This window comes from Halomonas sp. HG01 (genome assembly GCF_000968715.2).
Classification (GTDB): domain Bacteria; phylum Pseudomonadota; class Gammaproteobacteria; order Pseudomonadales; family Halomonadaceae; genus Halomonas; species Halomonas halophila.
The window spans coordinates 2,890,912-2,913,711 of the sequence record NZ_CP022134.1; the positions used below are offsets into that span (position 1 = coordinate 2,890,912).

At 69.5% G+C, this 22,800-nt stretch carries 25 protein-coding genes; 9 read left to right on the forward strand and 16 right to left on the reverse strand.

Features of this window, described 5'->3' with window-relative positions; genetic code table 11:
- Positions 1–28: 28 nt before the first annotated feature.
- Complete coding sequence (purD, locus tag UN84_RS13705; RefSeq protein WP_046078210.1) at positions 29–1,324, reverse strand: phosphoribosylamine--glycine ligase; 1,296 nt, start codon at positions 1,322–1,324, stop codon at positions 29–31.
- 246 nt (positions 1,325–1,570) lie between these two features.
- Positions 1,571–2,020, reverse strand: coding sequence for a polyhydroxyalkanoate synthesis repressor PhaR (gene phaR, locus UN84_RS13710; protein WP_035596615.1), 450 nt, complete (start codon positions 2,018–2,020; stop codon positions 1,571–1,573).
- Positions 2,021–2,121: 101 nt separating this feature from the next.
- Between phaR and UN84_RS13715 the strand changes: the two genes are divergently transcribed.
- Complete coding sequence (locus tag UN84_RS13715; protein WP_046078211.1) at positions 2,122–2,835, forward strand: 16S rRNA (uracil(1498)-N(3))-methyltransferase; 714 nt, start codon at positions 2,122–2,124, stop codon at positions 2,833–2,835.
- On the opposite strand, the gene rloA3 is transcribed toward UN84_RS13715, so the two are convergent.
- From rloA3 to UN84_RS13775, 12 genes are all read right to left on the reverse strand, one after another.
- The gene (gene rloA3 / locus UN84_RS13720) at positions 2,827–3,480 is read right to left on the reverse strand and encodes a retropepsin-like aspartic peptidase RloA3 (RefSeq protein WP_082090818.1); all 654 of its coding nucleotides are present in this window, start codon (positions 3,478–3,480) and stop codon (positions 2,827–2,829) included. The two genes, UN84_RS13715 and rloA3, sit on opposite strands and share 9 nt — an antisense overlap.
- A complete protein-coding gene (locus tag UN84_RS13725; protein WP_046078212.1) occupies positions 3,477–4,787 on the reverse strand; it encodes a lytic murein transglycosylase in 1,311 nt (436 codons plus the stop codon). Before UN84_RS13725 ends, rloA3 begins: the two co-directional genes overlap by 4 nt.
- A gap of 52 nt (positions 4,788–4,839) precedes the next feature.
- Positions 4,840–5,313 (reverse strand): DUF3429 domain-containing protein, encoded by a 474-nt coding sequence (locus tag UN84_RS13730; RefSeq protein WP_046078213.1) that lies wholly within the window; start codon positions 5,311–5,313, stop codon positions 4,840–4,842.
- The gene (locus UN84_RS13735; protein ID WP_173835018.1) at positions 5,310–6,668 is read right to left on the reverse strand and encodes a DASH family cryptochrome; all 1,359 of its coding nucleotides are present in this window, start codon (positions 6,666–6,668) and stop codon (positions 5,310–5,312) included. Before UN84_RS13735 ends, UN84_RS13730 begins: the two co-directional genes overlap by 4 nt.
- A gap of 10 nt (positions 6,669–6,678) precedes the next feature.
- Positions 6,679–6,855, reverse strand: coding sequence for a DUF2256 domain-containing protein (locus UN84_RS13740; RefSeq protein ID WP_307725214.1), 177 nt, complete (start codon positions 6,853–6,855; stop codon positions 6,679–6,681).
- A gap of 214 nt (positions 6,856–7,069) precedes the next feature.
- Complete coding sequence (mnhG, locus tag UN84_RS13745) at positions 7,070–7,468, reverse strand: monovalent cation/H(+) antiporter subunit G (protein ID WP_046078214.1); 399 nt, start codon at positions 7,466–7,468, stop codon at positions 7,070–7,072.
- The gene (locus UN84_RS13750; RefSeq protein WP_106487934.1) at positions 7,461–7,730 is read right to left on the reverse strand and encodes a monovalent cation/H+ antiporter complex subunit F; all 270 of its coding nucleotides are present in this window, start codon (positions 7,728–7,730) and stop codon (positions 7,461–7,463) included. Before UN84_RS13750 ends, mnhG begins: the two co-directional genes overlap by 8 nt.
- Positions 7,731–7,748: 18 nt before the next feature.
- Entirely contained in the window at positions 7,749–8,222 is a 474-nt protein-coding gene (locus tag UN84_RS13755) for a Na+/H+ antiporter subunit E (RefSeq protein WP_046078215.1), read from the reverse strand.
- A complete protein-coding gene (locus UN84_RS13760; protein ID WP_046078216.1) occupies positions 8,219–9,736 on the reverse strand; it encodes a Na+/H+ antiporter subunit D in 1,518 nt (505 codons plus the stop codon). The genes UN84_RS13755 and UN84_RS13760 overlap by 4 nt, the downstream gene beginning before the upstream one ends.
- Positions 9,733–10,080: a Na+/H+ antiporter subunit C gene (locus UN84_RS13765; RefSeq protein WP_016853685.1), complete on the reverse strand. Its 348-nt coding sequence runs from the start codon at positions 10,078–10,080 to the stop codon at positions 9,733–9,735. Before UN84_RS13765 ends, UN84_RS13760 begins: the two co-directional genes overlap by 4 nt.
- Before the next feature lie 3 nt (positions 10,081–10,083).
- Positions 10,084–10,515 carry a Na+/H+ antiporter subunit B gene (locus tag UN84_RS13770; protein ID WP_035596699.1) on the reverse strand — a complete coding sequence of 144 codons (432 nt, stop codon included), beginning with the start codon at positions 10,513–10,515 and terminating at the stop codon, positions 10,084–10,086.
- On the reverse strand, positions 10,508–12,838 hold the full coding sequence (locus tag UN84_RS13775; RefSeq protein WP_046078217.1) for a putative monovalent cation/H+ antiporter subunit A: 2,331 nt from the start codon (positions 12,836–12,838) through the stop codon (positions 10,508–10,510). The genes UN84_RS13770 and UN84_RS13775 overlap by 8 nt, the downstream gene beginning before the upstream one ends.
- Positions 12,839–13,083: 245 nt before the next feature.
- Here UN84_RS13775 and UN84_RS13780 point away from each other — a divergent pair, with 245 nt between their 5' ends.
- From UN84_RS13780 to UN84_RS13805, 6 genes are read left to right on the forward strand one after another with little or no spacing between them, the layout of a single operon-like run.
- Positions 13,084–15,906: a monovalent cation/H+ antiporter subunit A gene (locus UN84_RS13780; RefSeq protein WP_046078218.1), complete on the forward strand. Its 2,823-nt coding sequence runs from the start codon at positions 13,084–13,086 to the stop codon at positions 15,904–15,906.
- Positions 15,906–16,256 carry a Na+/H+ antiporter subunit C gene (locus UN84_RS13785; RefSeq protein ID WP_035596643.1) on the forward strand — a complete coding sequence of 117 codons (351 nt, stop codon included), beginning with the start codon at positions 15,906–15,908 and terminating at the stop codon, positions 16,254–16,256. Before UN84_RS13780 ends, UN84_RS13785 begins: the two co-directional genes overlap by 1 nt.
- Positions 16,253–17,764, forward strand: a complete 1,512-nt coding sequence (locus tag UN84_RS13790; protein WP_035596646.1) for a monovalent cation/H+ antiporter subunit D — start codon at positions 16,253–16,255, stop codon at positions 17,762–17,764. Before UN84_RS13785 ends, UN84_RS13790 begins: the two co-directional genes overlap by 4 nt.
- The gene (locus UN84_RS13795) at positions 17,761–18,258 is read left to right on the forward strand and encodes a Na+/H+ antiporter subunit E (RefSeq protein ID WP_035596648.1); all 498 of its coding nucleotides are present in this window, start codon (positions 17,761–17,763) and stop codon (positions 18,256–18,258) included. The genes UN84_RS13790 and UN84_RS13795 overlap by 4 nt, the downstream gene beginning before the upstream one ends.
- Positions 18,252–18,521 carry a K+/H+ antiporter subunit F gene (locus UN84_RS13800; RefSeq protein ID WP_016853678.1) on the forward strand — a complete coding sequence of 90 codons (270 nt, stop codon included), beginning with the start codon at positions 18,252–18,254 and terminating at the stop codon, positions 18,519–18,521. The genes UN84_RS13795 and UN84_RS13800 overlap by 7 nt, the downstream gene beginning before the upstream one ends.
- Positions 18,522–18,532: 11 nt before the next feature.
- On the forward strand, positions 18,533–18,961 hold the full coding sequence (locus tag UN84_RS13805; RefSeq protein WP_035596652.1) for a Na+/H+ antiporter subunit G: 429 nt from the start codon (positions 18,533–18,535) through the stop codon (positions 18,959–18,961).
- 88 nt (positions 18,962–19,049) lie between these two features.
- On the opposite strand, the gene hemH is transcribed toward UN84_RS13805, so the two are convergent.
- Complete coding sequence (gene hemH, locus UN84_RS13810) at positions 19,050–20,135, reverse strand: ferrochelatase (protein ID WP_035596654.1); 1,086 nt, start codon at positions 20,133–20,135, stop codon at positions 19,050–19,052.
- A gap of 118 nt (positions 20,136–20,253) precedes the next feature.
- Between hemH and UN84_RS13815 the strand changes: the two genes are divergently transcribed.
- Both UN84_RS13815 and UN84_RS13820 read left to right on the forward strand, forming a co-directional pair.
- Positions 20,254–21,843, forward strand: a complete 1,590-nt coding sequence (locus UN84_RS13815; RefSeq protein WP_046078219.1) for a cryptochrome/photolyase family protein — start codon at positions 20,254–20,256, stop codon at positions 21,841–21,843.
- Complete coding sequence (locus UN84_RS13820) at positions 21,843–22,268, forward strand: thiol-disulfide oxidoreductase DCC family protein (RefSeq protein WP_237022327.1); 426 nt, start codon at positions 21,843–21,845, stop codon at positions 22,266–22,268. Before UN84_RS13815 ends, UN84_RS13820 begins: the two co-directional genes overlap by 1 nt.
- Before the next feature lie 195 nt (positions 22,269–22,463).
- Here UN84_RS13820 and UN84_RS13825 read toward each other — a convergent pair whose 3' ends face one another.
- Positions 22,464–22,766 carry a DUF6482 family protein gene (locus UN84_RS13825; protein ID WP_035596658.1) on the reverse strand — a complete coding sequence of 101 codons (303 nt, stop codon included), beginning with the start codon at positions 22,764–22,766 and terminating at the stop codon, positions 22,464–22,466.
- Positions 22,767–22,800: the final 34 nt, after the last annotated feature.

Below are 22,800 nucleotides of genomic sequence, written 5' to 3' on the forward strand. Positions count from 1 at the left end.
CCGTCGTGGGTGGGTCAGGCTCGCGGGCTCAGCCCTCGCCGCCTTCCCGGGCGATGGCGCGATGCGCGATGTCGCCGCGGTGGAAGGCGTCCTGCCAGCGGATCTCGGCCACGCCCCGGTAGGCCAGGTCGCGGGCCGCGGAGACACCCTCGCCCAGCGCGGTGACGCACAGCACGCGGCCACCGGCGGTCAGCACCTCGCCGCCGTCGCCCAGGGCGGTGCCGGCGTGGAAGACCTTGCTGCCGGTGGCCTCGGCGGCGTCGAGCCCCTCGATGGCGTCGCCCTTGCGATAGCTACCGGGATAGCCGCCGGCGGCCATCACCACGCCCACCGCGGCGCGGGAATCCCACTCGCAGGCGTGGCCGGAAAGCTCGCCGCGGGCGCCGGCCAGGCACAGCTCGGCCAGGTCGGACTGCAGGCGCATCATGATCGGCTGGGTCTCGGGGTCGCCGAAGCGGCAGTTGTACTCGATCACCCGCGGGTTGCCTTCGGGGTCGATCATCAGGCCGGCGTACAGGAAGCCGGTGTAGGGATGGCCTTCCTCGGCCATGCCGCGCACCGTGGGCCGGATCACGCGCTCCATCACGCGCTCATGGATCTCGTCGGTGACCACTGGTGCCGGCGAGTAGGCGCCCATGCCGCCGGTGTTCGGGCCCTGGTCGTCGTCGTAGGCGCGCTTGTGGTCCTGGCTGGTGGCCATCGGCAGCACCGTCTCGCCATCGACCATGACGATGAAGCTGGCCTCCTCGCCCTGCAGGAAGTCCTCGATCACTACCCGGGCGCCGGCGTCGCCGAAGGCGTTGTCCTCGAGCATGTCGTGGACCGCGGCCTCGGCTTCTTCCCGGGTCATGGCGACGATCACGCCTTTGCCCGCGGCCAGGCCGTCGGCCTTGATCACGATCGGCGCGCCCTTCTCGGCGAGGTATTCGAGCGCCGGCTCCACCGCCACGAAGGTGCGGTATTCGGCGGAGGGAATGGCGTGGCGGGCCAGGAAGTCCTTGGTGAAGGCCTTCGAGCCCTCGAGCTGGGCGGCACCGGCGGTGGGGCCGAAGATCGCCAGCCCGGCCTCGCGGAAGCGGTCGACCACGCCTTCCACCAGCGGCGCCTCGGGGCCGACGATGGTCAGGTCGATGGCCTGCTCGCGGGCGAAGGCGAGCAGCCCGTCCAGGTCCTCGGCGCCGATCGCCACGTTCTCGAGTCCCGGCTCGCGGGCGGTGCCGGCGTTGCCCGGGGCCACGTGGACGGTCTCGACCTCGGGCGACTGAGCGACCTTCCAGGCCAGGGCATGTTCGCGGCCACCGCCGCCGATGATCAGAACCTTCATCCGCTGCTCTACCTCACTTACAGGGGGATAACACGGGAAAAACGTCGCCGCATTATGTCAGAAAGCGGCCGTCGGCGCCGCCTTCAGCTTCGATACGCCGGCCTATCGAAGCGCCACGCGGGGCGCCGGGGACAGGTCAGAGAGGGGGTGGGTTGCCATGCATGGCAAAAGTAGCGCCCAGGGAAGAGTTCACAGCGCCCCTCGGCGACCTGTCGCCGGATCAGCCCCGAGAGCATCGGTACGCCATCAGGACTCGTCGTCATCCTTGCGGCCCTTGCCACCCAGGTTCTGCTGCCAGAAGCGCATGTTCTCCTCGGCCAGCTCGCGCATCAGCTCCATGGGCGTGTGGCGCATGGCCTGCTGCCACTGGTCCTGCAGGTGCTTCTGCTGCTCCATCATCAGCTGCGTGCCCTGCTCCAGGTAGCGCGCCAGCGGCAGCGGCTGGGCCATGTTGTAGACGCGGATGAACTGGGCCAGCAGGTCGTTGGAGAACACCTGGGCGTCGCCGTCGGCCTGCTCCTGCTCGATGATGATGGTCAGCAGGATGGTCCGGGTCAGGTCCTCGCCGCTCTTGGCATCCTCGACCCGGAAGGGCACCTCGTCGAGGATCAGCTTGCGCAGATCCTCGAGGGTCACATAGCGGCTCTGTTCGGTATCATAGAGCCGGCGATTGGCATACTTGCGAATCACGCGCACGGCGCTCTCCTTGTTCGAATCGGGTGGGCGAATGCCTCCTTATGCAGGTATTGTGCACCGCCTTACCGACCATGCAAGGCATACCGGCACCACGAGGCCCCATGAACCTGATCCTGCTCTCCCCCGACGACATCGAGAACGACCGCCTGGCCCGGGTGCGCGCCCCGCGCCGGCTCGCCCATCTCAGGGAGGTCCATCGGGCCCGCGAAGGGGACACGATGACGCTCGGCATCGCGGGTGGCGCCCTGGGGCGCGGCGAGCTGCTGAGTCTCGGCGAGCACGAGGCAGTGTTCGATGTGTCGGGGCTCGATCAGGCGCCGCCACCGCCGCTGCCGGTGCATCTGGTGCTGGCCCTGCCGCGGCCGCGAATGCTGGCACGCACGCTCGAGCATGTCACCGCGCTGGGCGTGAAGGAACTGACGCTCTTGAACACCAGGCGGGTGGAGAAGAGCTACTGGCAGTCGCCGGAGCTGTCCGAGGACAAGATCCGCCGCCATCTGGAGCTGGGCCTGGAGCAGGCCCGGGACACCCGTCTGCCGCGGGTGACCCTGGCCAAGGGCTTCCGTCCCTTCGTCGAGGACGACCTGCCGGGGCTCTTGGCCGGCCGCCGCGGGCTGCTGGCCCATCCCGGCATGCCGGACGCCTGCCCCCGCGGGGTCGAGGCGCCGACACTGCTGGTGGTGGGCCCCGAGGGCGGCTTCATCCCCTGGGAGGTGGAGAAGCTGGTCGAAGCCGGCTGCCAGGGCGTCCACATGGGGCCGCGCATCCTGCGCGTGGAGACCGCGGTCACCGCCCTGCTGGCGCGGCTATTCTGACGCCGACTCGGTCTCGGACTCGGCGGCCGATGACGACGATGCCTCACCGCCATCGGCCTTCCCGCTCTCTCTGTTCTCTCTCTTGTCACCGTTCTCCCCGTCATCGCCGGACGCCTCATCATCGGCTCGATGGGGCATCCGCGGCGCGTCGCCGTCGCAGCCGGGCTCGGTCAGGTGAGTGCTGGCCACGTCCAGGCGGCCCAGGTGGCCGATGGTCTGGCGCCCCAGCAGGATCGGGTAGGTCATCTCCGAGCGGTCGCGCAGGCTGAACTCCTCCTCGTAGCGCACGCCGTCCACGCACACATCCAGCAGCACCACCGGCCGGTCGTCGGTACCGCCGGCGCCGCGCACCGTCAGGCGCCGCACCCGGGGGCGCTCGAGGGTCATGGCGAAGGTCTCGCCCTTGTCGTCGTCATCGAACTGCAGCCGGAAACGCACCCAGGCCTCACCGTCGCGCTCGAAGCGTTCGATGTCCCGCGCATCCAGCGACGAGGTCAGCGCCCCGCTGTCCAGCTTGGCCTCGAAGGGCAGGTTCCAGGGCATCAGGGTCACCGATTCGACCCAGCCCACGCTGCGATCCGGGGCCTCGGCCAGGGCCAGCCCCGACCACAGCGCCGCCGCCAGACACCACGCCGCACGCCTCATGAGCCCACCTCCCGCAGCCGCTCCAGCAGGCCCAGGGTGGCGAAGCCGTCCGGCGTCACGCCGATCTCGCGCTGGAAGGCCCGCAGGCCACGCCGGGTGTTGGGCCCGAGGATGCCGTCGGCCTCGCCGACCTCGTAGCCGCGGGCGTTGAGCCGCCGCTGCAGCTCCAGCACCTGGGTACGCTTGAGCGCCGGCTCCTCGCGGGGCCAGTCGCCCTGGATGGCGGGACGGCCGGCGATGGCGTCGCCGAGCGTGGCCACCGCCAGGGCATAGCTGGTGGCGTTGTTGTAGCGGCGAATGACCCGGAAGTTGTGGCCGATCAGGAAGGCCGGCCCCCGTGCACCCGCCGGGGCGATCAGCGCGGCCTCGCTCAGTGCGGGCAGCGCCTCACCGGCGCGCGGGTGCACGCCCGCCGCGGCCCAGTCGTCGGCGCTGCGACGCGTGGTATCGCCCGTCAGCGAGTAGTCGAAGTCGGCCGGCAGCACCACCTCGGCGCCCCAGCGCTCTTCGGCCCGCCAGCCAGCCTCGACGAGATAGGCGGCGATCGAGGTCAGGGCATCCGGGACGCTGCCCCAGATATCGCGGCGGCCATCGCCGTCGCCGTCCACCGCGTGGGCCAGGTAGCTCGACGGCAGGAACTGCGGATGGCCCATGGCGCCGGCCCAGGAGCCGACCATGCGCTCGGCAGGCACGTCGCCGGCCTCGAGGATGCGCAGCGCCGCCAGCAGCTCGCCGCGGGCGAAGTCGCGCCGGCGACCATCATAGGCCAGGGTCGCCAGGGCATCGAGGGTCGAGACCTCGCCCTGATAGCCGCCGTAGCTGCTCTCGATGCCCCAGATCGCCACCAGCACTTCGGCCGGCACGCCGTAGCGCGACTCCGCGCGCTCGACCGTGCGGCGATAGGCGTCGAACCGGTCGCGGCCGGTGCTCACCCGGCTCGCCGACACCGCGCCGTCGAGATACTCCCAGATCGGGCGCACGAACTCCGGCTGACGCCGGTCCAGCTCGATGACCCGAGGCAGGTAGCGCAGCGCGTCGATGCGGGCCAGGGCAGTCTCGCCGAGGCCCTCGTCACGGGCCAGGCCGCGGAAGTCGCGGCGCCAGTCGTCGAAGTCGCCCGCGGCCTCGGGGCGCTCGGCGGATGCATTCCCCCCGCCCTCCGGCCTCGTCGAGGCGGCGACCTCGGCCGTGGGCGACGCCATCGGCGAGATCGGAGAAGAGGCGGCTTCGGCGCGGGGGGTGGCGATACCCTGGCAGCCGGCCAGGCCGGCGCAGAGCAGCACGAGGAGCAGTAACGGGGGCAACATCGACGACGTTCCTTGACGAAAAGAGCCCCCGATGATCGCGCAGAACGCCGGCTCAGGCCAGTAGCAGCAGCCGGGCGATCAGCGCCAGATGGCAGGCCGCCACCACGGCGGTCAGGCGAGTGCGCAGCCGCCGATAGTCGCTCGGCAGCCCCGCGGCGCCGGGGCCCGCCTCGTAGAGGCGAAGGGCGGCGAAGCCGGCCAGCAGCGTCGCGGCGGTGGCCGGCGGATCGAGCAGCAGCGCCGGCCAGGCGACCAGGCTCGGCAGCACGCCCACGACCAGCCGGCGACCCGCGGGCTCTGGGCCGCCGGCGCCTGCCAGCGCCAGCCCCCAGTGCACCCCGCCGAGGAAGGACAGGATCACCGCGCCGTAGGCGAGGAAGGCCTGGATGGCCAGGGCCTGCCCCGGCGGCGGTGCCAGGAAGGCCGCCAGCAGGGTCACGACGAACGGCGCCAGCCCGGCGACGCCGAGCCCGATCATGCCGGGGCGGCGGGCGCCCCGCTCGAGGTCATCGCGATCGGCGTTCATGGCGCGACGTCCCGATGGGCCGACATCGCCAGCGAGGGCGGCGGCAGGAAGACCGCGGGATCGTGCTGCCAGGGGCGATGGCGGGCGCTGCCGGGCGGCAGGTCGGCGAGTTCGGGGCACCAGCGGGCCACGTAGTCGCCCCGGGGATCGTAGCGCTCGGCCTGGTCCAGCACATCGAAGCGATGCGCCCTGGCATGACGACCACGGCCGGCGATGTAGCCCCAGTTGCCCCAGTTGCTGGCGACGTCATGATCGATCAGGCAGCGCTCGAACCAGGCCGCCCCCAGTCGCCAGTCGACGCCCAGGTCGTGCACGAGATGGCTGGCCACGTTCTGGCGGGCGCGGTTCGACAGCCAGCCGGTCTCGGCCAGCTCGCGCATCCCGGCGTCGACGAACGGCAGCCCGGTCTCGCCGCGGCACCAGGCCGCGAAGTCCTCGCCCCCGTCGGGTGGCGTGGCGCCGCCGTAGAGTCGCCGACCGTCCTGCCGGGCGGCCCAGTGGAAATACTCCCGCCACCAAAGCTCGAAGCGCAGCCAACGGCTCGAGTCACTGGCCCCGCTCTCCGCCTCCCAGTCGTCCAGGGCGTCGTTGACCTGAGCGGCGGACAGGCAGCCCAGCGCCAGCCAGGGCGACAGCCGGCTGGATACGTCGGCGCCGACCAGACCGTTGCGAGTCTCGGCGTAGTGCGCCACCGCCCCGCTGCCCCACAGATAGTCGTTCAGCCGGGCGAGGCCGGCACGCTCGCCGCCGGTGAAGCGAAAGCCGCCGAGCGACGAGGCGCTCCATTCCGCCGCCCGCACGTCGACCCAGCGCAGCGGCGGCAGCCCGCGTGAGGCCTGGGGCGGCCAGGGCGGCAGCGTCACGGGAATCGAACCGGCGTATTGCGGGGTGACGGTCTCGAGCCGACGCCGGAACCCGGAGAAGCCGGGCGGCAGCGCCTCGACGGGCCGGGGCAGGTCGTCCTCGGTGAACAGCATGCCCCCTTCCAGGCACTCGAGCTCGCAATCCGCGGCGAGGCGTGGCGCCAGCCGCTCGACGGCGCGGGTCTCCTCCCAGCCGGGATCCCACCGCACCCTCACTCGCCGAGCGCCGAGCTCGGCGGCCAGGGCCGCTACCTCCTCGGAAGGGTCACCGAGGCGTACCAGCAGATCGCTGCCCCGGGCGAGCAGTCGGCCGCGCAGCTCGATCAGGCTCTGCCACAGGAAGCCGAGGCGGGCCGCACCGATGCGCCGTTCCTTCAGCCAGCGCTCATCCAGCACATAGGCGCAGGCCAGGTGCTCTCCCAACGGCCCGGCGAACAGCGGATTGTCGGCCAGGCGCAGGTCCTGGCGCAGCCAGACGAGATCGATACTCATGACGGCCCCCTCATGCCCCGTCCTGGCGTCGTGAAAGGCGCCTGACCTCGCGACGGCAACGGTCGCTGCAATAGCGCACCTCCGCCCAGCAGCGAGCCCACTTGCGCCGCCACCGGAACGGGCGGCCGCAGCACTGGCACGGCTTGGAGGGCAGATCAGCCTTGCGACGCATGGCTCCACCTAACATGGACAGGGATAAAAAATGGTACAACTTATGTACATGTTATATCCCATGGCCGCGAACGCAAGCGGAACGGCCGACGCGGTCAGCATTCGCCCTGCGGGCCGGCAGGCGGGTGGGATGAACCGAACGTGGTGATCGAGACGTCGGCCTGTGGATGTCGCGGGTCTCGGGGGCGACGCGCCTCGGTGCAACGAGACGCGTCTTGCGGGCGGGGAAGTCAGTCGCGATGGGGCGGCGTGGCAGGCGGTTCGTCGTCGCCTTCGCGCCCGCTGCGCAGGCGATGGGTCAGCGGATCGTAGTGGGGGCGCAGCTCGTCCTTGACGGTGCCATCCCACAGTCGGGCCCCGACGAAGTAGCCGGCGCGGCCGATGATGTGCGCCGCCACCGGCGCCGTCAGCATGAGGAACAGGATGATCCCCAGGGCCCGGGCCACCACCGCCGTCTCGGCGAAGTGCACCGCCACCGACAGCATGATCAGCGACACGCCCAGCGTGGCCGCCTTGGTGGTCGCGTGCAGTCGCGTCAGCAGATCGGGCAGGCGGACCACCCCCAGGGCCGCCAGCAGCATGAAGGTCGAACCGGTCAGCATGCCGGCGGCGGTCAGTGCCTCAGTCATCTCGCGGTCCTCCCCGCTCCAGGAATCGGGCGAAACCGATGGTCGCCATGAAGGCCATCAGCGCCATGACGATGGCCACGTCAAGCAGGATCGACACGTCGGTGGCGATGGCCACCACGCCGATGATGCCGACGAGAATCGAAGAGAATAGCTCCAGCGCCACGACCCGGTCCGGCAGGCTCGGCCCCCGGAACAGGCGCGCAAACGCCAGGCACAGGGCCAGCGACATCACGGCCAGGCTGAACAGGATCACGATCGACACGGGATAGGCCTCCCCTCGTCAGTGGAAGAGTTCCAGGGCACGCCGCTCGAGCTCGGCCAGGCTGCGGGTCAGCGCCGGCTCGTCGTCGAGGAACATGGCATGGATGTAGAGCACGCGGCGGTCGTCGGAGACGTCCAGGCTCAGCGTCCCCGGGGTCAGCGAGATCAGGTTGGCGACGAAGGCGATCTCGAATTCCGTGCGTGCCTTCAGCGGCATCGCGATCACCCCCGGCTTCATGTACCAGGGCGGCGTGACGATGTCGTAGGACACCCGCAGGTTGGAGACCACCAGCTCCTTGAGGAAGAAGCCGACGAAGCGGATCAGTCGCGGCAGCCGCTGGGCGTAACCGGCCAGCGCCGGCACCTGGGGCTGGATCAGCGCCAGCACCAGGTAGCCGAACACCAGCCCGGCGAACAGGCTGCCGCCGCTGAAGTCGCCGGTCAGCACCACCCAGGCGACGCCGAGCATCAGGTTCCAGGCCGCGCCGATCATGATTCCCCTCCCGGTACGCCGAGTACCGCCTCGATGTAGCGCTCGGGCGCCAGCAGCTGCGCCGCCGAGGCCTCGGCCAGCGCATAGAGCGCGTCGGGCTGCAGGCCGATCGCCAGGGTGCAGAGCGCCAGGCCGACCGCCGGCGCGCCCATCAGCCACAGCTCGCGCTGCCCGACCTCCCGCTGGGGCTCGCCCCCGGCCTCGCCACCGGGCGGCGCCTTCCAGAACGCCTCGTTCCAGATCTTGATCATCGAGTACAGGGTGAGCAGCCCCACCAGCAGGGCGATCGCCGTCACCCCGTAGGCCTCGGCCTCGAGGCCCGCCCGGATCACGATGAACTTGGCGAAGAAGCCCGACAGCGGCGGCATGCCGGCCAGCGACAGCGCCGGTATCAGGAACAGCACCGCCAGCCAGGGATGCTCGCGATAGACGCCGCCCAGCGTCTCGAGGCGATAGCTGCCGCGCAGCCGCTGGACGATACCGCTGATCAGGAAGAGGTTGGTCTTCACGATGATGTGGTGGGCGATATAGAACACGCCGCCGAGGATCGCCAGGGGCGTGAACAGCGCCAGCCCCAGGATCATGTAGCCGATCTGGCTGACGATGTGGAACGACAGGATGCGCCGGAACTCGAACTGCGCCGCCGCCCCCAGCACGCCGCACAGCATGGTCAGGGCGGCCCCCCACAGCAGGATCTCATGGGTATAGCCGGGGCTGTGATGGAAGATCAGCGTGAACACCCGAAACAGCGCATAGACCCCGACCTTGGTCAACAGACCGGCGAACAGCGCCGACACCGCGACCGGCGGCGTGTGGTACGAGGCCGGCAGCCAGAAGAACAGCGGGAAGGCCGCCGCCTTGATGCCGAAGGCGACCATGAACATCATCGCCAGCACATCGACCATGCCGGTATCGTCCAGCGTCGCCAGCCGGCGGGCGATGTCGGCCATGTTGAGGGTGCCCACCATGCCGTACAGCAGGCCCACGGCGACCAGGAACAGCACCGACGACACCAGGTTGAGGGTGACATACTTGATCGCCCCTTCCATCTGCGGCTTCTCGCTGCCCAGGATCAGCAGCGCGAAGGACGCCACCAGCATCACCTCGAACCACACGTAGAGGTTGAAGATATCGCCGGTCAAAAAGGCCCCGGCCACGCCGGCCAGCAGCAGGTGCATCAGCGGGAAATAGCCGTAGTCCTGGTGCCCGCGGCCGACCGACGCCAGCGAGAAGAGCGCCACCGCCAGGCCGATGATACCGGTCAGCACGACCATGAGCGCGCCCAGCAGGTCGGCGACCAGGCTGATGCCGAAGGGCGCCGGCCAGCCGCCCATCTGCATTACCTGGATGCCGTCGCGGTTCACCGTCATCAGCAGCCAGATGCCGGTGACCAGCAGCCCGACGGTGCCGCCCACCGCGATCAGGCGCTGCATCGTGCGGGACCGCCAGAACACCAGCGACAGGGCCCCGGCGAACAACGGTATGAGGACGGGTAGCGCGATCTGCGGGGTCACGTATCGGTATCCTTCATCCGGTCAAGGTCGTCGGCGCGCACGATCTCCCAGGCGCGCCGCACCAGCACCACCGCGAACGACAGCACGCCAAAGGCGATGACGATGGCGGTCAGCACCAGCGCCTGGGGCAGCGGATCGGCCACCGCCGACTCGGGGGCAGCGAGCCCCTCCGGCACCAGCGGCGGCGCCCCGCGGCGCATGCCGGCGGTGGCGAAGATCAGCAGGTTGGCGGCGTTGGACAGCAGCATCAGCCCGATCACCAGCTTGACGATGGAACGCCGCAGCATCATGTAGATGGCGGTGGCGAACAGCACGCCGATGGTCACGGCCATCAGGGGTTCCATAGGCTATCCCTCATCGTGTCGATCGGTGTCCACCAGGGCGGTGATGGCGGTGAGCACCACGCCCACGACCGCCAGATAGACGCCGATATCGAAGATCAGCGGCGTCGAGGCCTTGAAGTCGATCACCGGAATCGTCCACCAGTGGGCGGTGAAGAAGGGCTCGCCGCTCCACCAGGCCGGCAGCGTCGAGCTCACGCCGAGCAGCAGCCCCACGCCCACCAGATCGCGCGGCGAGACCCGCAGCACCCGGCGCAAGGCATGACGACCGAAGGCGAACAGGTAGAGCGCGAAGGCCCCTGCCGCCACCAGGCCGGCGATGAAGCCCCCGCCGGGCTCGTCGTGTCCGCGCAGCAGCAGGAACACCGAGAACAGCAGCTGCAGTGGCAGCAGCAGGCGAGCGGCGACGCTCAGGATCAGGGTGCCGGACTTAACCATCGGACGGCCCTCCCGAGCGCCGGTCATCGCGAGCCTCGTACTCGCCGGCGTGGAAGCGCAGCATGGCATAGACGCCCACGGCCGCCAGGGCCAGGACGAAAATCTCGCCCAGGGTGTCCAGGGCGCGGAAATCCACCAGGATGACGTTGACGATGTTGTGCCCGTGCGCCAGCGGCTGGCTGTTGGCGACCATCCAGTCGGAAATGCGCGGCAGGCGCTCCCCGGACAGCACCGAGAGCATCAGCAACGTGATAAGCCCCCCGGTCAGGGTCGCCACCACCAGGTCGCGAAGCCGCTCGAGGGGGGTCGACAGGGTAGCGAAGCGCGGCAGGCGGAACAGCACCAGCGCCAGCAGCACCACGGTGAGGGTCTCCACCAGCAGCTGGGTGATGGCCAGGTCCGGCGCGCTGAACAGCACGAAGGTCAGGGCGATGGAGAAGCCCATCACCCCCACCGCCGCCACCGCCGCCAGCCGGGCCCGCATCACGCAGGCGGCCACCGCGCCAGCCACCATCAGCCCGGCGACCACCGCCTCGTGGAAGTGGACCGACAGGCCGAGCTCGATCGCCAGGCCGTGACGGAAGAAGAAGGCGTGCCCCACCAGCCCCAGCAAGACCAGCAGGGTCATCACCAGGTAATTGCGCATATAGCCGTTCTGCAGGAAGCGAGTCTGCCAGGCCGACAGCGACACCAGGCCCGCCATCAGCGCCGCATAGCCGGCCTCGGGGCCACGCGCCATCAGCGGGTCGAGCCGCCGCAGGGCGACGCGCAGCCGATCCCAGTGACGATACACCAGCGCCCCCAGCACCAGGCTGGCCACGGACAGCACCAGCGGCAGGTTGACCCCGTGCCACAGCGCCAGGTGCACGCCGGCGCCGGGCGCGCCGATGCCCGCCAGGATGGCGTTGGTCAGGCCATCCAGCCCGCCCGGCGCCAGCCCCAGCCACAGCGACAGCGACGTCAGCAGCAGGGGGCCGACGAGCATGGCGAAGGGCGGCTCATGGGGCGTGCAGGGCGTCTCCCGAGAGGCACCGAAGAAGGGCCGCAGGGTGACGATCGCCGCCACCGCCAGGGTCAGGAAGGCGGCCGGGAAGGCCAGGGCCAGGAGCAGCCAGCGCCAGGCCGTGGCGCCCAGTACCGAGGCGAACATCAGCTCCTTGCCGACGAAGCCCAGCAACGGTGGCAGGCCGGCCAGCGACAGCCCGGCGACCACGGCCAGCGTGGCGGTCAGCGGCATGGCCCGACGCAGCCCGCCCATGGCGGTGACGTCCTTGGTACCGGTCTCGTGGTCGAGGATGCCGGCGATCAGGAACAGCGTGCCCTTGTAGAGCGAGTGCGCCAGCAGGAAGACCACGAAGGCGCTCAGGGCCCCGGGCGTGCCGATGCCCAGCAGCAGGGTCAGGGTGCCCAGCGCCATCACCGTGGAATAGGCCAGCAGCTTCTTGATGCTGGTGTGATGAATCGCCAGGAAGGCCCCGGTGGCCATGGTCAGGGCGCCGACCAGCGACAGGGTGAGCGTCCAGGTCTCGCTGCCGCCAAGCGCTGGATGCAGACGCGCCAGCAGGTAGATCCCGGCCTTGACCATGGTCGCCGAGTGCAGATAGGCCGAGACCGGGGTCGGCGCCGCCATGGCATTGGGCAGCCAGAAGTGGAAGGGGAACTGGGCCGACTTGGTGAAGGCCCCGACCAGGATGCAGATCAGCAGCGGCGTGTAGAGATCGTGCTGGCGCAGCAGTTCGCCACGCTCGACCAGGGCCGCCAGCGACCAGCTGTCGCCGGCCACGGCCAGCATGACGAAGCCCGCCAGCAGCGCCAGGCCGCCGCCCACCGTCACCAGCAGCCCCTGCTGGGCGGCCTTGCGGGCCGTCGCATCGGTATGATTGAAGCCGATCAGCAGGTAGGAGGTCACACTGGTGAGCTCCCAGAACACGAACAGCGCCACCAGGTTGTCGGCCAGCACCAGGCCCAGCATCGACATCATGAAGGCGGTGATCACCACCAGGAAGCGCGGCAGGTCACGATGGCCACGCAGGTACTCGCCGCTGTAGGCCAGCACCAGGGCGCCGATCACGCTGATCAGCAGGGCGAACAGCAGCGACAGGCCGTCGATCAGGAAAGTCAGGCTGATATCGAGCCCCGGGGCCCAGGCCCATTCCAGGCGCAGGGTGTCGCCCGCGACGATGGTCGGCCACTGGGCCAGCAGCCAGGCGGCGATCCCCGCCGGCAGCGCCGCCATCAGCAGCGGGGTGCGCGCGCCGAACCAGCGATGCAGCAGCGGCGCCATCCCGGCGAGCAAGACACCTCCCAACACAACCAGTTGCATCGAGCATCCCTCCCTGGCGTCCGCGCGGTCCCAGCGGATGAAAACGTGACCCAACCTTAAAGAGCCCGATTTTGAAAGGCAAGATGGCGCGAGCCGCCGCCCGATACGGTAAGGTATTGCGATTCAACTACTTCATGGGGCTCGATCGGCCCCGGGACGGAGGCGGCGCCTGACCTCTTGCGCGCGGCCGCCCTCTCGGCATGATGACGCTCCGACATGACGCAACCGAGCAGGATGACTGATCGATGACCTTGATGTGGATAGCGCTGCTACCCCTTCTCGGCGTGCTGGTGCCGGCCTTCGGCGCCGGACTGAGACGCCGGGAATGCTCCCTGGCCACCGCCGCCCTGCCCGCCCTGGCATTGCTGCTGATGCTGGCGGAAATCCCCGCCCTGCTCGACGGCGAGACGCTGCGTGTCGCCGTCGACTGGATACCAACCCTGGGCCTGGAGCTGGCCTTCCGGTTGGACGGCCTGTCGCTGCTGTTCAACCTGCTGATCCTGGGGATCGGCCTGCTGATCCTGCTCTACGCGCACTACTACCTGGATCCGGACGAGCCCTACGGGCGTTTCTACGCCTACCTGATCCTGTTCATGGCCTCCATGGTCGGCATCGCGATGTCCGACAACCTGCTGCTGCTGTGGATCTTCTGGGAGCTGACCAGCCTCTCGTCCTTCCTGCTGATCGGTTTCTGGTCGCACCGCAGCGATGCCCGCAAGGGCGCGCGCATGGCGCTGACGGTCACCGGCGCCGGCGGGCTGGCGCTGCTGGCCGGCTTCCTGCTGATCGGCGACATCGTCGGCAGCTACGACATGGACACCGTACTGGCCAGCGGCGAGACGATCCTCGCCGACCCGCGCTACCCGCTGACCCTGGCCCTGGTGCTGCTGGGCGCCTTCGCCAAGTCGGCCCAGTTCCCCTTCCACTTCTGGCTGCCCCACGCCATGGCGGCGCCGACTCCGGTCTCGGCCTATCTGCACTCGGCGACCATGGTCAAGGCCGGCATCTTCCTGATGGCGCGCCTGCATCCGGCCCTGGCCGGCGGCGAGCTGTGGACCCTGACGGTCTCGCTGGTGGGCATGATCACCATGCTCTATGGCGCCTGGTTCGCGCTGATGAAGACCGACCTCAAGGGCATCCTGGCCTTCTCCACCGTCAGCCACCTCGGTCTGATCACCGTGCTGCTGGGCATCGGCAGCCCCATGGCGGTCCTGGCCGCGCTGTTCCACATCATCAACCACGCCACCTTCAAGGCCGCGCTGTTCATGGGGGCCGGCATCGTCGACCACGAGACCGGTACCCGCGAGCTGTCGCGCCTGGGCGGGCTGCGCCGGGCCATGCCGCTGACCGCCGTGCTGACCACCATCACCGGCGCGGCCATGGCCGGCGTGCCGCTGTTCAACGGTTTCCTGTCCAAGGAGATGCTGTTCGCCGAGACCCTGCACACGCCGATCCTCGGTGGCCTGAGCTGGCTGATGCCGGTGCTGGCGACCGCCGGCGGCGTGCTCTCGGTGGCCTATTCGCTGCGTCTGGTCCACGCGGTGTTCTTCAAGGCAGCGACCCAGGCGCCGCCCAAGACGCCCCATGAGCCGCCGCGGCTGATGAGTGCCCCGATGGCGCTGCTGGCCACGCTATGCGTGCTGGTCGGGCTGTTCCCCTCGGCGCTGGCCGGCGGCCTGCTCGACCTGGCCAGTCGCGCCGTGCTGCTGGCGCCGCTGGAGTTCCACCTGGCGATCTGGCACGGCCTCAATCTGCCGCTGGCGATGAGCGCCGTGGCACTGGCGGTCGGCATCGGACTCTACAGCGCCCACTCGCACCTGCGACGCTTCCTGCGCGGCTTCAAGCCGGTGGATGCCCGCCTGGTGTTCGAAGCCGGCGTGCAGCGCGCGGGAAACCGTGCCGAAGCCCTGCTGGAACGCCTCGACAACGCCTCGCTGCAGCGCTACGTGGGGCTTCTGCTGCTGGTGTCCCTGATCTTCGTCGCGCTGGGCCTCGGCAAGATGCCGAGCCTGGCCGGCGAGACGCCACAGCGACCGGTGGACGGCATCCTGCTCACCGGTGCGGCGCTGCTGATCTTCAGCGGTATCGCCACCGTGGTCACCCACCGCTACCGCCTGATCTCGCTGTTGATGCTGTCGATGGTGGGCCTGCTGGTGTCGCTGACCTTCGCCCGTTTCTCCGCCCCGGACCTGGCCCTGACCCAGCTCTCGGTGGAGGTGGTGACCATCATCCTGCTGATGCTGGCGCTGTTCTTCCTGCCCCAGAAGACGCCCCGCGAGTCCTCGATGCCGCGCAACCTGCGCGACATCGCCCTCGCCGGCGGCCTGGGCACGACCATCGCCAGTCTCAACTACGCGGTGCTGACCCGCGACAACGCCGGCATCTCGGGCTTCTTCCTCGACAACAGCGTGTCCGGCGGCGGCGGCCACAACGTGGTCAACGTCATCCTGGTCGACTTCCGCGGCTTCGATACCCTGGGCGAGATCACCGTGCTGGCCATCGCCGGCCTGGCGATCTTCAAGCTGCTCAATCGCCTGCGCCTGTTCATGCCGCACAGCGATACCGAGGGCCGGCTGTGGTGCCCGGACCGCTATCCGATGATCCTGACCACCATCTCCCAGGCGCTGCTGCCCCTGGCCCTGCTGGTGTCCGCCTTCATCTTCCTGCGCGGCCACAACCTGCCGGGCGGCGGCTTCATCGCCGGCCTGATCACCGCCGTGGCGCTGATCCTGCTGCTGATCGCGCGCGGCGTGGAGTGGGCCCAGGCGCGCCTCGACTTCCCCTACCAGCCGGTGGCCATCGCCGGCGTCGGCCTGGCGACCCTGACGGGGGTGGGCAGCTGGCTGTTCGGCTATCCCTTCCTGACCTCGTCCTTCGGCCACTTCCACCTGCCGCTGGTCGGCGACTTCGAGCTGGCCACGGCGATGATCTTCGATCTGGGCGTCTACCTGGCCGTGGTCGGGGCGACGTTGATGATCCTGGCCAACCTCGGCAAGGTCACCACGCCCCACCGGCCGGGCAAGGACGAGACCCCAGCCACCACCTCCAGCGGCAAGGAGAAACGCTGATGGAAAGCCTCTACGCCATCACCACCGGCGTGCTCAGCGCCTGTGGCCTCTACCTGATCCTGCGGGGACGCACCTTCCCCGTGGTGGTGGGCCTGACCCTGCTGTCCTATGCGGTCAACCTGTTCCTGTTCTCCATGGGCGGGCTGACCACCCACGGCGCGGCCATCGTCGACGGCAAGGCCGCCTACGCCGATCCCCTGCCCCAGGCGCTGGTGCTGACCGCCATCGTCATCGGCTTCGCCATGACCGCCTTCGCGGTGATCCTGGCGATGCGGGCCCGGGGCGACATGGGTAACGACCATGTCGACGGCGGCCGCAACCGCGACGACCGAGAGGAGAACCGTCGATGAGCCCACATCTGATCGTTCTGCCCGTCGTGCTGCCGCTGATCGCCGGGGTGCTGCTGCTGCGCACCCGCCACGGCAATCCGCGCAACAAGCGCTGGCTGGGCGTCGGCGCCACCCTGGCGCTGGTGGTGGTCTCGGCGATGCTGGTCGACCGGGCGGCGGGGGGCGAGATCGCCTACTACGCCCTCGGCGACTGGCAGCCGCCGTTCGGCATCGTGCTGGTGCTCGACCGGCTCTCGGCGCTGATGGTGCTGCTGACCTCGGTGCTGGCCCTGGGCTGCGTGATCTTCGCCTGCGGCGGCGACGACGAGCAGGGCAGCAACTTCCATGGCCTCTTCCAGCTGCAGCTGATGGGCATCAACGGCGCCTTCCTGACCGGCGACCTCTTCAACCTCTTCGTGTTCTTCGAGGTGCTGCTGCTGGCCTCCTACGCCCTGCTGCTGCACGGCGGCGGCAGGTCGCGCACCCAGGCCGCGGTCCACTACGTGGTGCTGAACCTGGCCGGCTCGTCGTTGTTCCTGATCGCCGTGGGCACCCTCTACGGCGCCACCGGCACCCTCAACATGGCCGACATGGCCGCCCGCATCGGCGAGCTGCCCGCCGAACGCAGCGGCCTGGTCACCGCCGGCGCGCTGCTGCTGCTGGTGGTGTTCGGCCTCAAGGCCGCCATCCTGCCGCTCTACTTCTGGCTGCCGCGGGCCTATGCCGCGGCCCCGGCCCCGGTGGCGGCGCTGTTCGCCATCATGACCAAGGTCGGCATCTACGCCATCCTGCGAGTCTACTCGCTGATCTTCGGCGAGCAGGCCGGCAGCCTGGCCGCCCTGCAGCAGCCCTGGGTCTGGTGGCTGGCCCTGGCGACCCTGGCCGTGGCCACCCTCGGCGTGCTGGCCGCCCGCGATCTGCGCCTGCTGGTGGCCTATCTGGTGCTGGTCTCGGTGGGCACCCTGCTGGCCGGCGTCGGCATGGGCACAGTCGAGGCCACGTCCTCGCTGCTCTATTACCTGGTGCACAGCACCCTGGTCACCGGCGGCCTGTTCCTGCTCGCCGAGATGATCGGCCTGCAGCGCGGCAAGGCCGGCACGCGCATCGTCCGCGGCCGCCCGCTGACCCAGGGCGGCGCCCTGGCGATGCTGTTCCTGGCCGGCGCCGTGGCCGTGGCCGGCCTGCCGCCGCTGTCCGGCGCCATCGGCAAGGCGCTGCTGCTTGACGCCGCCACGCCCGAGCAACAGCCGTGGCTGTGGCCGCTGCTGCTGATCAGCGGACTGGGCGCCATCATCGCCTTGTCCCGGGCCGGCTCGACGCTGTTCTGGCGCAGCCAGAAGGGCGAGCGCGACGGCGAGCCGCTGCCCCGCCAGCAGTGGATCGGCGTCACCCTGCTGATGGCCACCTCGCCGCTGCTGGTGGCACTGGCGGGCCCGGTGAGCGACTACACCCAGGCCGCCGCCGAGCAGCTAGCCAACCCCGACGCCATGGTCCGCACCCTGCTGTCCGACGCTGGAGACGCCTCATGATCCGCTCTCGCTCCTGGCTTCCGATCCCGATGCTGTCGCTGCTGCTGCTGGTGGTGTGGCTGCTGCTGGTGCGCAGCCTGGCCTTCGGCCAGTTCCTGCTGGGCGGCGCCCTGGCCATCGCCATCCCGCTGCTCACCTATCGCTTCTGGGACGTGCAGCCCAACGTCAAGCGACCCGGGCTGCTGCTGCGCTACGTGCTGCGGGTCCTCGGCGACATCGTGGTCGCCAACTTCCAGGTGGCCTGGCTGATCCTCAACCCGCGTCAGCGCTCGCGGCCTCACTTCGTCGAGTATCCACTGATGCTGGAGGAGCGCTTCACCATCACCCTGCTGGCCAGCACCGTCAGCCTGACGCCGGGCACGGTGTCGGCCAACCTGCGCATGGACGGCCGGACGCTGCTGATCCATGCCCTGGACGTGGAGGATGACGAGGCGCTGATCGAGCAGATCCGCGAACGCTACGAGCGCCCGCTCAAGGAGATCTACGAATGCTAGACATCGCCCTGAAGATCAGCCTGACGCTGGTGATGTTGGCCCTGCTGCTCAACACCTTCCGGCTGACGGTCGGCCCCAGCCTGCCCGACCGCATCCTGGCGCTGGACACCATGTACGTGAACTCCATCGCGCTGATCGTGCTGCTCGGCCTGTGGCTCGGCACCAAGACCTACTTCGAGGCGGCGGTGCTGATCGCCATGCTCGGTTTCATCAGCACCGTGGCGGTCTGCAAGTACCTGCTGCGCGGCGACATCATCGAATAGGAGAGCCCCGCATGACGTTCTACGTGATTCTCGAGGCCATCATCTCGCTGTTCCTGATCGCCGGCGGGGCCTTCGCCTTCATCGGCTCGCTGGGCATGGCCCACCTCCGCGACTTCTACATGCGCCTGCACGGGCCGACCAAGGCGACCACCATGGGCATCGGCTGCACCCTGGTCGCCTCGATGCTCTACTTCGGCATCGCCGACAGCGAGCCGGTGGTGCAGGAGATCCTGATTGCCCTGTTCCTGTTCATCACCGCCCCGGTGAGCGCCCACCTGCTAGCCAAGACCGGCCTGCACCTGCAGCTCAAGTACGTCGACAAGACCCGCGGGCGCCCCGTGGAGCTGCAGGAGGAAGAGGTCGGCCAGACGCCGGTGCCCCACGGTTCGCCCCCCGACCGCGGCCCCATCACGCTCGAGAAGCGCCCGCCGGGACGCTGAAACGGCCGACGCCTACCGCGGCTCGACACGAACGGGCGGCCCCTTGCGGGGCCGCCCGTTCGTGTTGTGACGGCTGGTGATGGACGGCCTACAGCCAGCCGGCGAGCTCCTGGCGGACGATGGCCTCGAGCGCCGCGACGTGATCGTCGCGGGCGTTCAGGCAGGGCACGTAGGTGAAGGTCTCGCCGCCGGCCGCGAGGAAGGCGTCGCGGATCTCCTGCTGGACCTCCTCGAGGGTCTCCACGCAGTCGGCGGAGAAGGCCGGGGAGATCACCGCGATATGCCTGCGCCCCTGGCGAGCCAGCTCGGCGACCCGCTCCACGGTGGCCGGCCCCACCCACTCCTCGGGACCGAACTTGGACTGGAAGGTGGTCTCGATCGCCGCATCGTCGACCCCCAGACGCTCCTGCAGCAGCCGAGTGGTCTGGCGGCAGTGGCAGTAGTAGGGATCGCCCTCGTCGAGGTAGCGCTTGGGCACGCCGTGATAGGAGGCCACCAGCACCTCCGGGGTCGACTCGGCGGCCGCATAGGCCTCGCGCACCGAGGCGGTGAGCGCCTCGAGGTAGGCCGGATGCCGGTAATAGGCGGGCACGGTGCGGATCGCCGGCTGCCACTTGAGACGCATCAGGGTGCGGAAGGCCTGGTCGTTGGCGGTGGCGGTGGTCGGCGAGCCGTACTGGGGATAGAGCGGAAAGAACAGGATGCGCTCGCAGCCCCGGGCCTGCAGGCGACGCAGCACGCTGTCGGTGGAGGGATTGCCGTAGCGCATGCAGAAGTCCACCTCGACCTGGTCGCCGTAGGCCGTCTCGAGCCGCTCGCTCAGCTTCTCCGTCTGTTCCCGGGTGATGGTCAGCAGCGGGCTCTCGTCACGCTCCTGGTTCCAGATGCTGCGATAGGCCTTGCCGGAAATGAAGGGGCGCCGGGTCAGGATCACCAGCTGCAGCAGCGGCTGCCACAGCCAGCGCGAATAGTCGACCACGCGACGGTCGGACAGGAACTCGCCGAGGTAGCGGCGCATCGACCAGTAGTCCGTGGCGTCCGGCGTGCCGAGATTGACCAGCACCACACCGACCTTGGCGCGAGGCAGCGCGGGATGTTCCGCTGGCGCATGCCGCAGCCGCCCCTCTCCCGGTGAGTCCCGCTCGGCATCGGATGAGTGCTCTAAGGCTGGCATGGCGCGCGTTCCCCGTGGTCGACATGAGACGAAACTGAATGACCTAGCCTACCATCACGGGCGTTCGGGCGAAATATCGTTATACTATCGGTTAGATTTGTACAATTTCTGGTGAACCATGTCCCGTCCGCTGATCCTGGTGCTCGGCGACCAGCTCGATGTCGATCTGGCGAGCCTTCGCGAGGCGCCGCCCGAGGCCGTCATCGCCCTGTGCGAGGCCGCCGAGGAAGGCCGCTATGTGCCCCACCACCCCCAGAAGATCGCCCTGGTCCTGGCCGCCATGCGTCACTTCGCCGCCGACCTGCGCGACCGCGGCCACCGCGTCCACTACAGCGCCCTGGACGACCCCGACAACGCCCAGACGCTGCTCGACGAGGCCGAGCGACTGGCACGCCTGTACGGCTGCGACGAGATCCGCGCGGTGCGCCCGGGCGAGTGGCGGCTGTGGCAGGCCATGCGCGAACGCCAGGGCAGTGCCCTGCCCTGGCGGCTGATCGAGGACGATCGCTTCTACACCACCCCCGACGACTTCGCCGCCTGGGAGCAGGGACGCAAGTCACCGCGCCTGGAGTACTTCTACCGCGAGATGCGTCGCCGCACCGGCCTGCTGATGGAGGACGACGCGCCCGCCGGCGGGCGCTGGAACTACGACCACGACAACCGCGAGCCACTGCCCGAGGGGATCGAGGTGCCCGCCCCGCCCCGCCATCGCCGCGATGACGTGACCCGCGAGGTCATGACGCTGGTGGAAGAACACTTCGGAGACCACTTCGGTGACCTCGCGGGCTTTCACTGGCCGGTGACCCGGCGCCAGGCCCTGGCCGACCTGCGCCACTTCCTCGCCGAACTGCTGCCCGACTTCGGCCGCTACCAGGACGCCATCAGCGACAGCGAGCCCTTCCTGTTCCACTCACGGCTGTCGGCGGCACTGAACCTCGGCCTGCTCTCGCCACGGGAGCTGTGCGAGGGCGCCGAGCGCGAGTATCGTCAGGGCCGCGCGCCGCTCAACGCGGCGGAGGGCTTCATTCGCCAGATACTGGGCTGGCGGGAATACGTGCGCGGCCTCTACTGGACGCGTATGCCCGACTACAAGCGTGCCAACGCCCTGGGGGCGAACCGCGGGCTGCCGGCCTGCTACTGGACCGGCGACACCGAACTGCGCTGCCTGAAGCGTGCCATCGAGATGACCCGCGACAATGCCTACGCCCACCACATCCAGCGGCTGATGGTCACCGGCAACGTCGCGCTGCTGTGCGACGTGGCGCCGGACGCGCTGTGCGACTGGTACCTGGCGGTCTACGCCGACGCCTGCGAGTGGGTGGAGCTGCCCAACACCCTGGGCATGGTGCTGCACGGCGACGGCGGGCTGATGGGCTCCAAGCCCTACTGCGCCTCGGGCAAGTACATCGACCGCATGTCGGACCACTGCCGGCACTGCCGCTTCGATCCCAAACGGGTCGTCGGCGACAACGCCTGCCCGCTCAACAGCCTCTACTGGCGCTTCCTCGAGACCCACCGCGAGGCGCTGTCGGGCAACCACCGCATGAAGCTGATCTACGGCTCGCTGGACCGCATGTCGGACGACAAGCGGGCGGCGATGCGCGACCAGGCCGAGGCCTTCCTCGCCGGGCTCGAAACCGAGCCGGCCTACGGTCGAGGCGAGCACCGCGCCGGCTATCATGACGCCACCGACCACGGAGCCCCCTGATGATGCACCGCCCGCGCTCGACACGTCGCGCCCCCTCGCCTCGTCACGCCGTCTCGCCGGTGACACTCTTCCACGACGGCCACTGCCCCTTCTGCCAGCGTGAAGTCGCCTGGCTGGCGCGCCACCCGCGCCGCGAGCGGGTCAGGTTGGTCGACATCCAGACGACCGACGTCGCCGCCGAATGGGGGCGTTCGTTCGAGGTCATGATGGGCCGCCTTCACCTGCGCGACGCCGACGGCACCTGGTTCGTCGGCATGGACGCCAGCCGGGCGCTCTACGCGGTGCTGGGCTATCGTCGCCTGGTGGCGCTGTCGATGCTGCCGGGCCTGGCGTGGGGCGTCGATCGCGGCTATGCCGTCTTCGCTCGCTACCGGATCGGGCTGGGGCAGCGCTGGCAGGCCTGGACGAGGCGCTCGGATCGCTGAGCGATGGGAGCGACGCCATCGGGCACGGCGAGAACGCGACGGAAACCGGGCTGGCCGGAAAGGCCGGAAGACGCGGGGGAAAACATGCCACCAGTCGGGTCGGGGAGCGCGCTGAGGCGTACGGTGGCAAGTCGGTGGGCCGGCGCGATGCCGGAGGTCGGTGAATGGTGATCGAGGAAAGGCGCGGCTCGCAGGCTAGAACACCAGCGGCATGCGAGAGCTGAGCGCGTCGTGGTAGTTCGCGTCGCGACCGATCATCTCGTCGTGCGCCACGTACTGCACCAGATAGGCACGGTGGATGCCGGCGCGCTTGAGCTCGAGGTAGACGTCGTCGAGGGCGCGGAACAACATCGGCTTGCCGCGCTGGGTCAGCAGGTGGCGCTGGCCCTCGATGTCTTCCAGTTCGACCTGGTAGACGCGGCTGCCGGCATGGCTGATCACGCGGATCTCGAAGTTGTCGTGCTGGGCCACGAAGGCCTTGAGGTCATTGAAGTCCATGATCCCTCCATCGGGATATCTCAGGATGAATGCT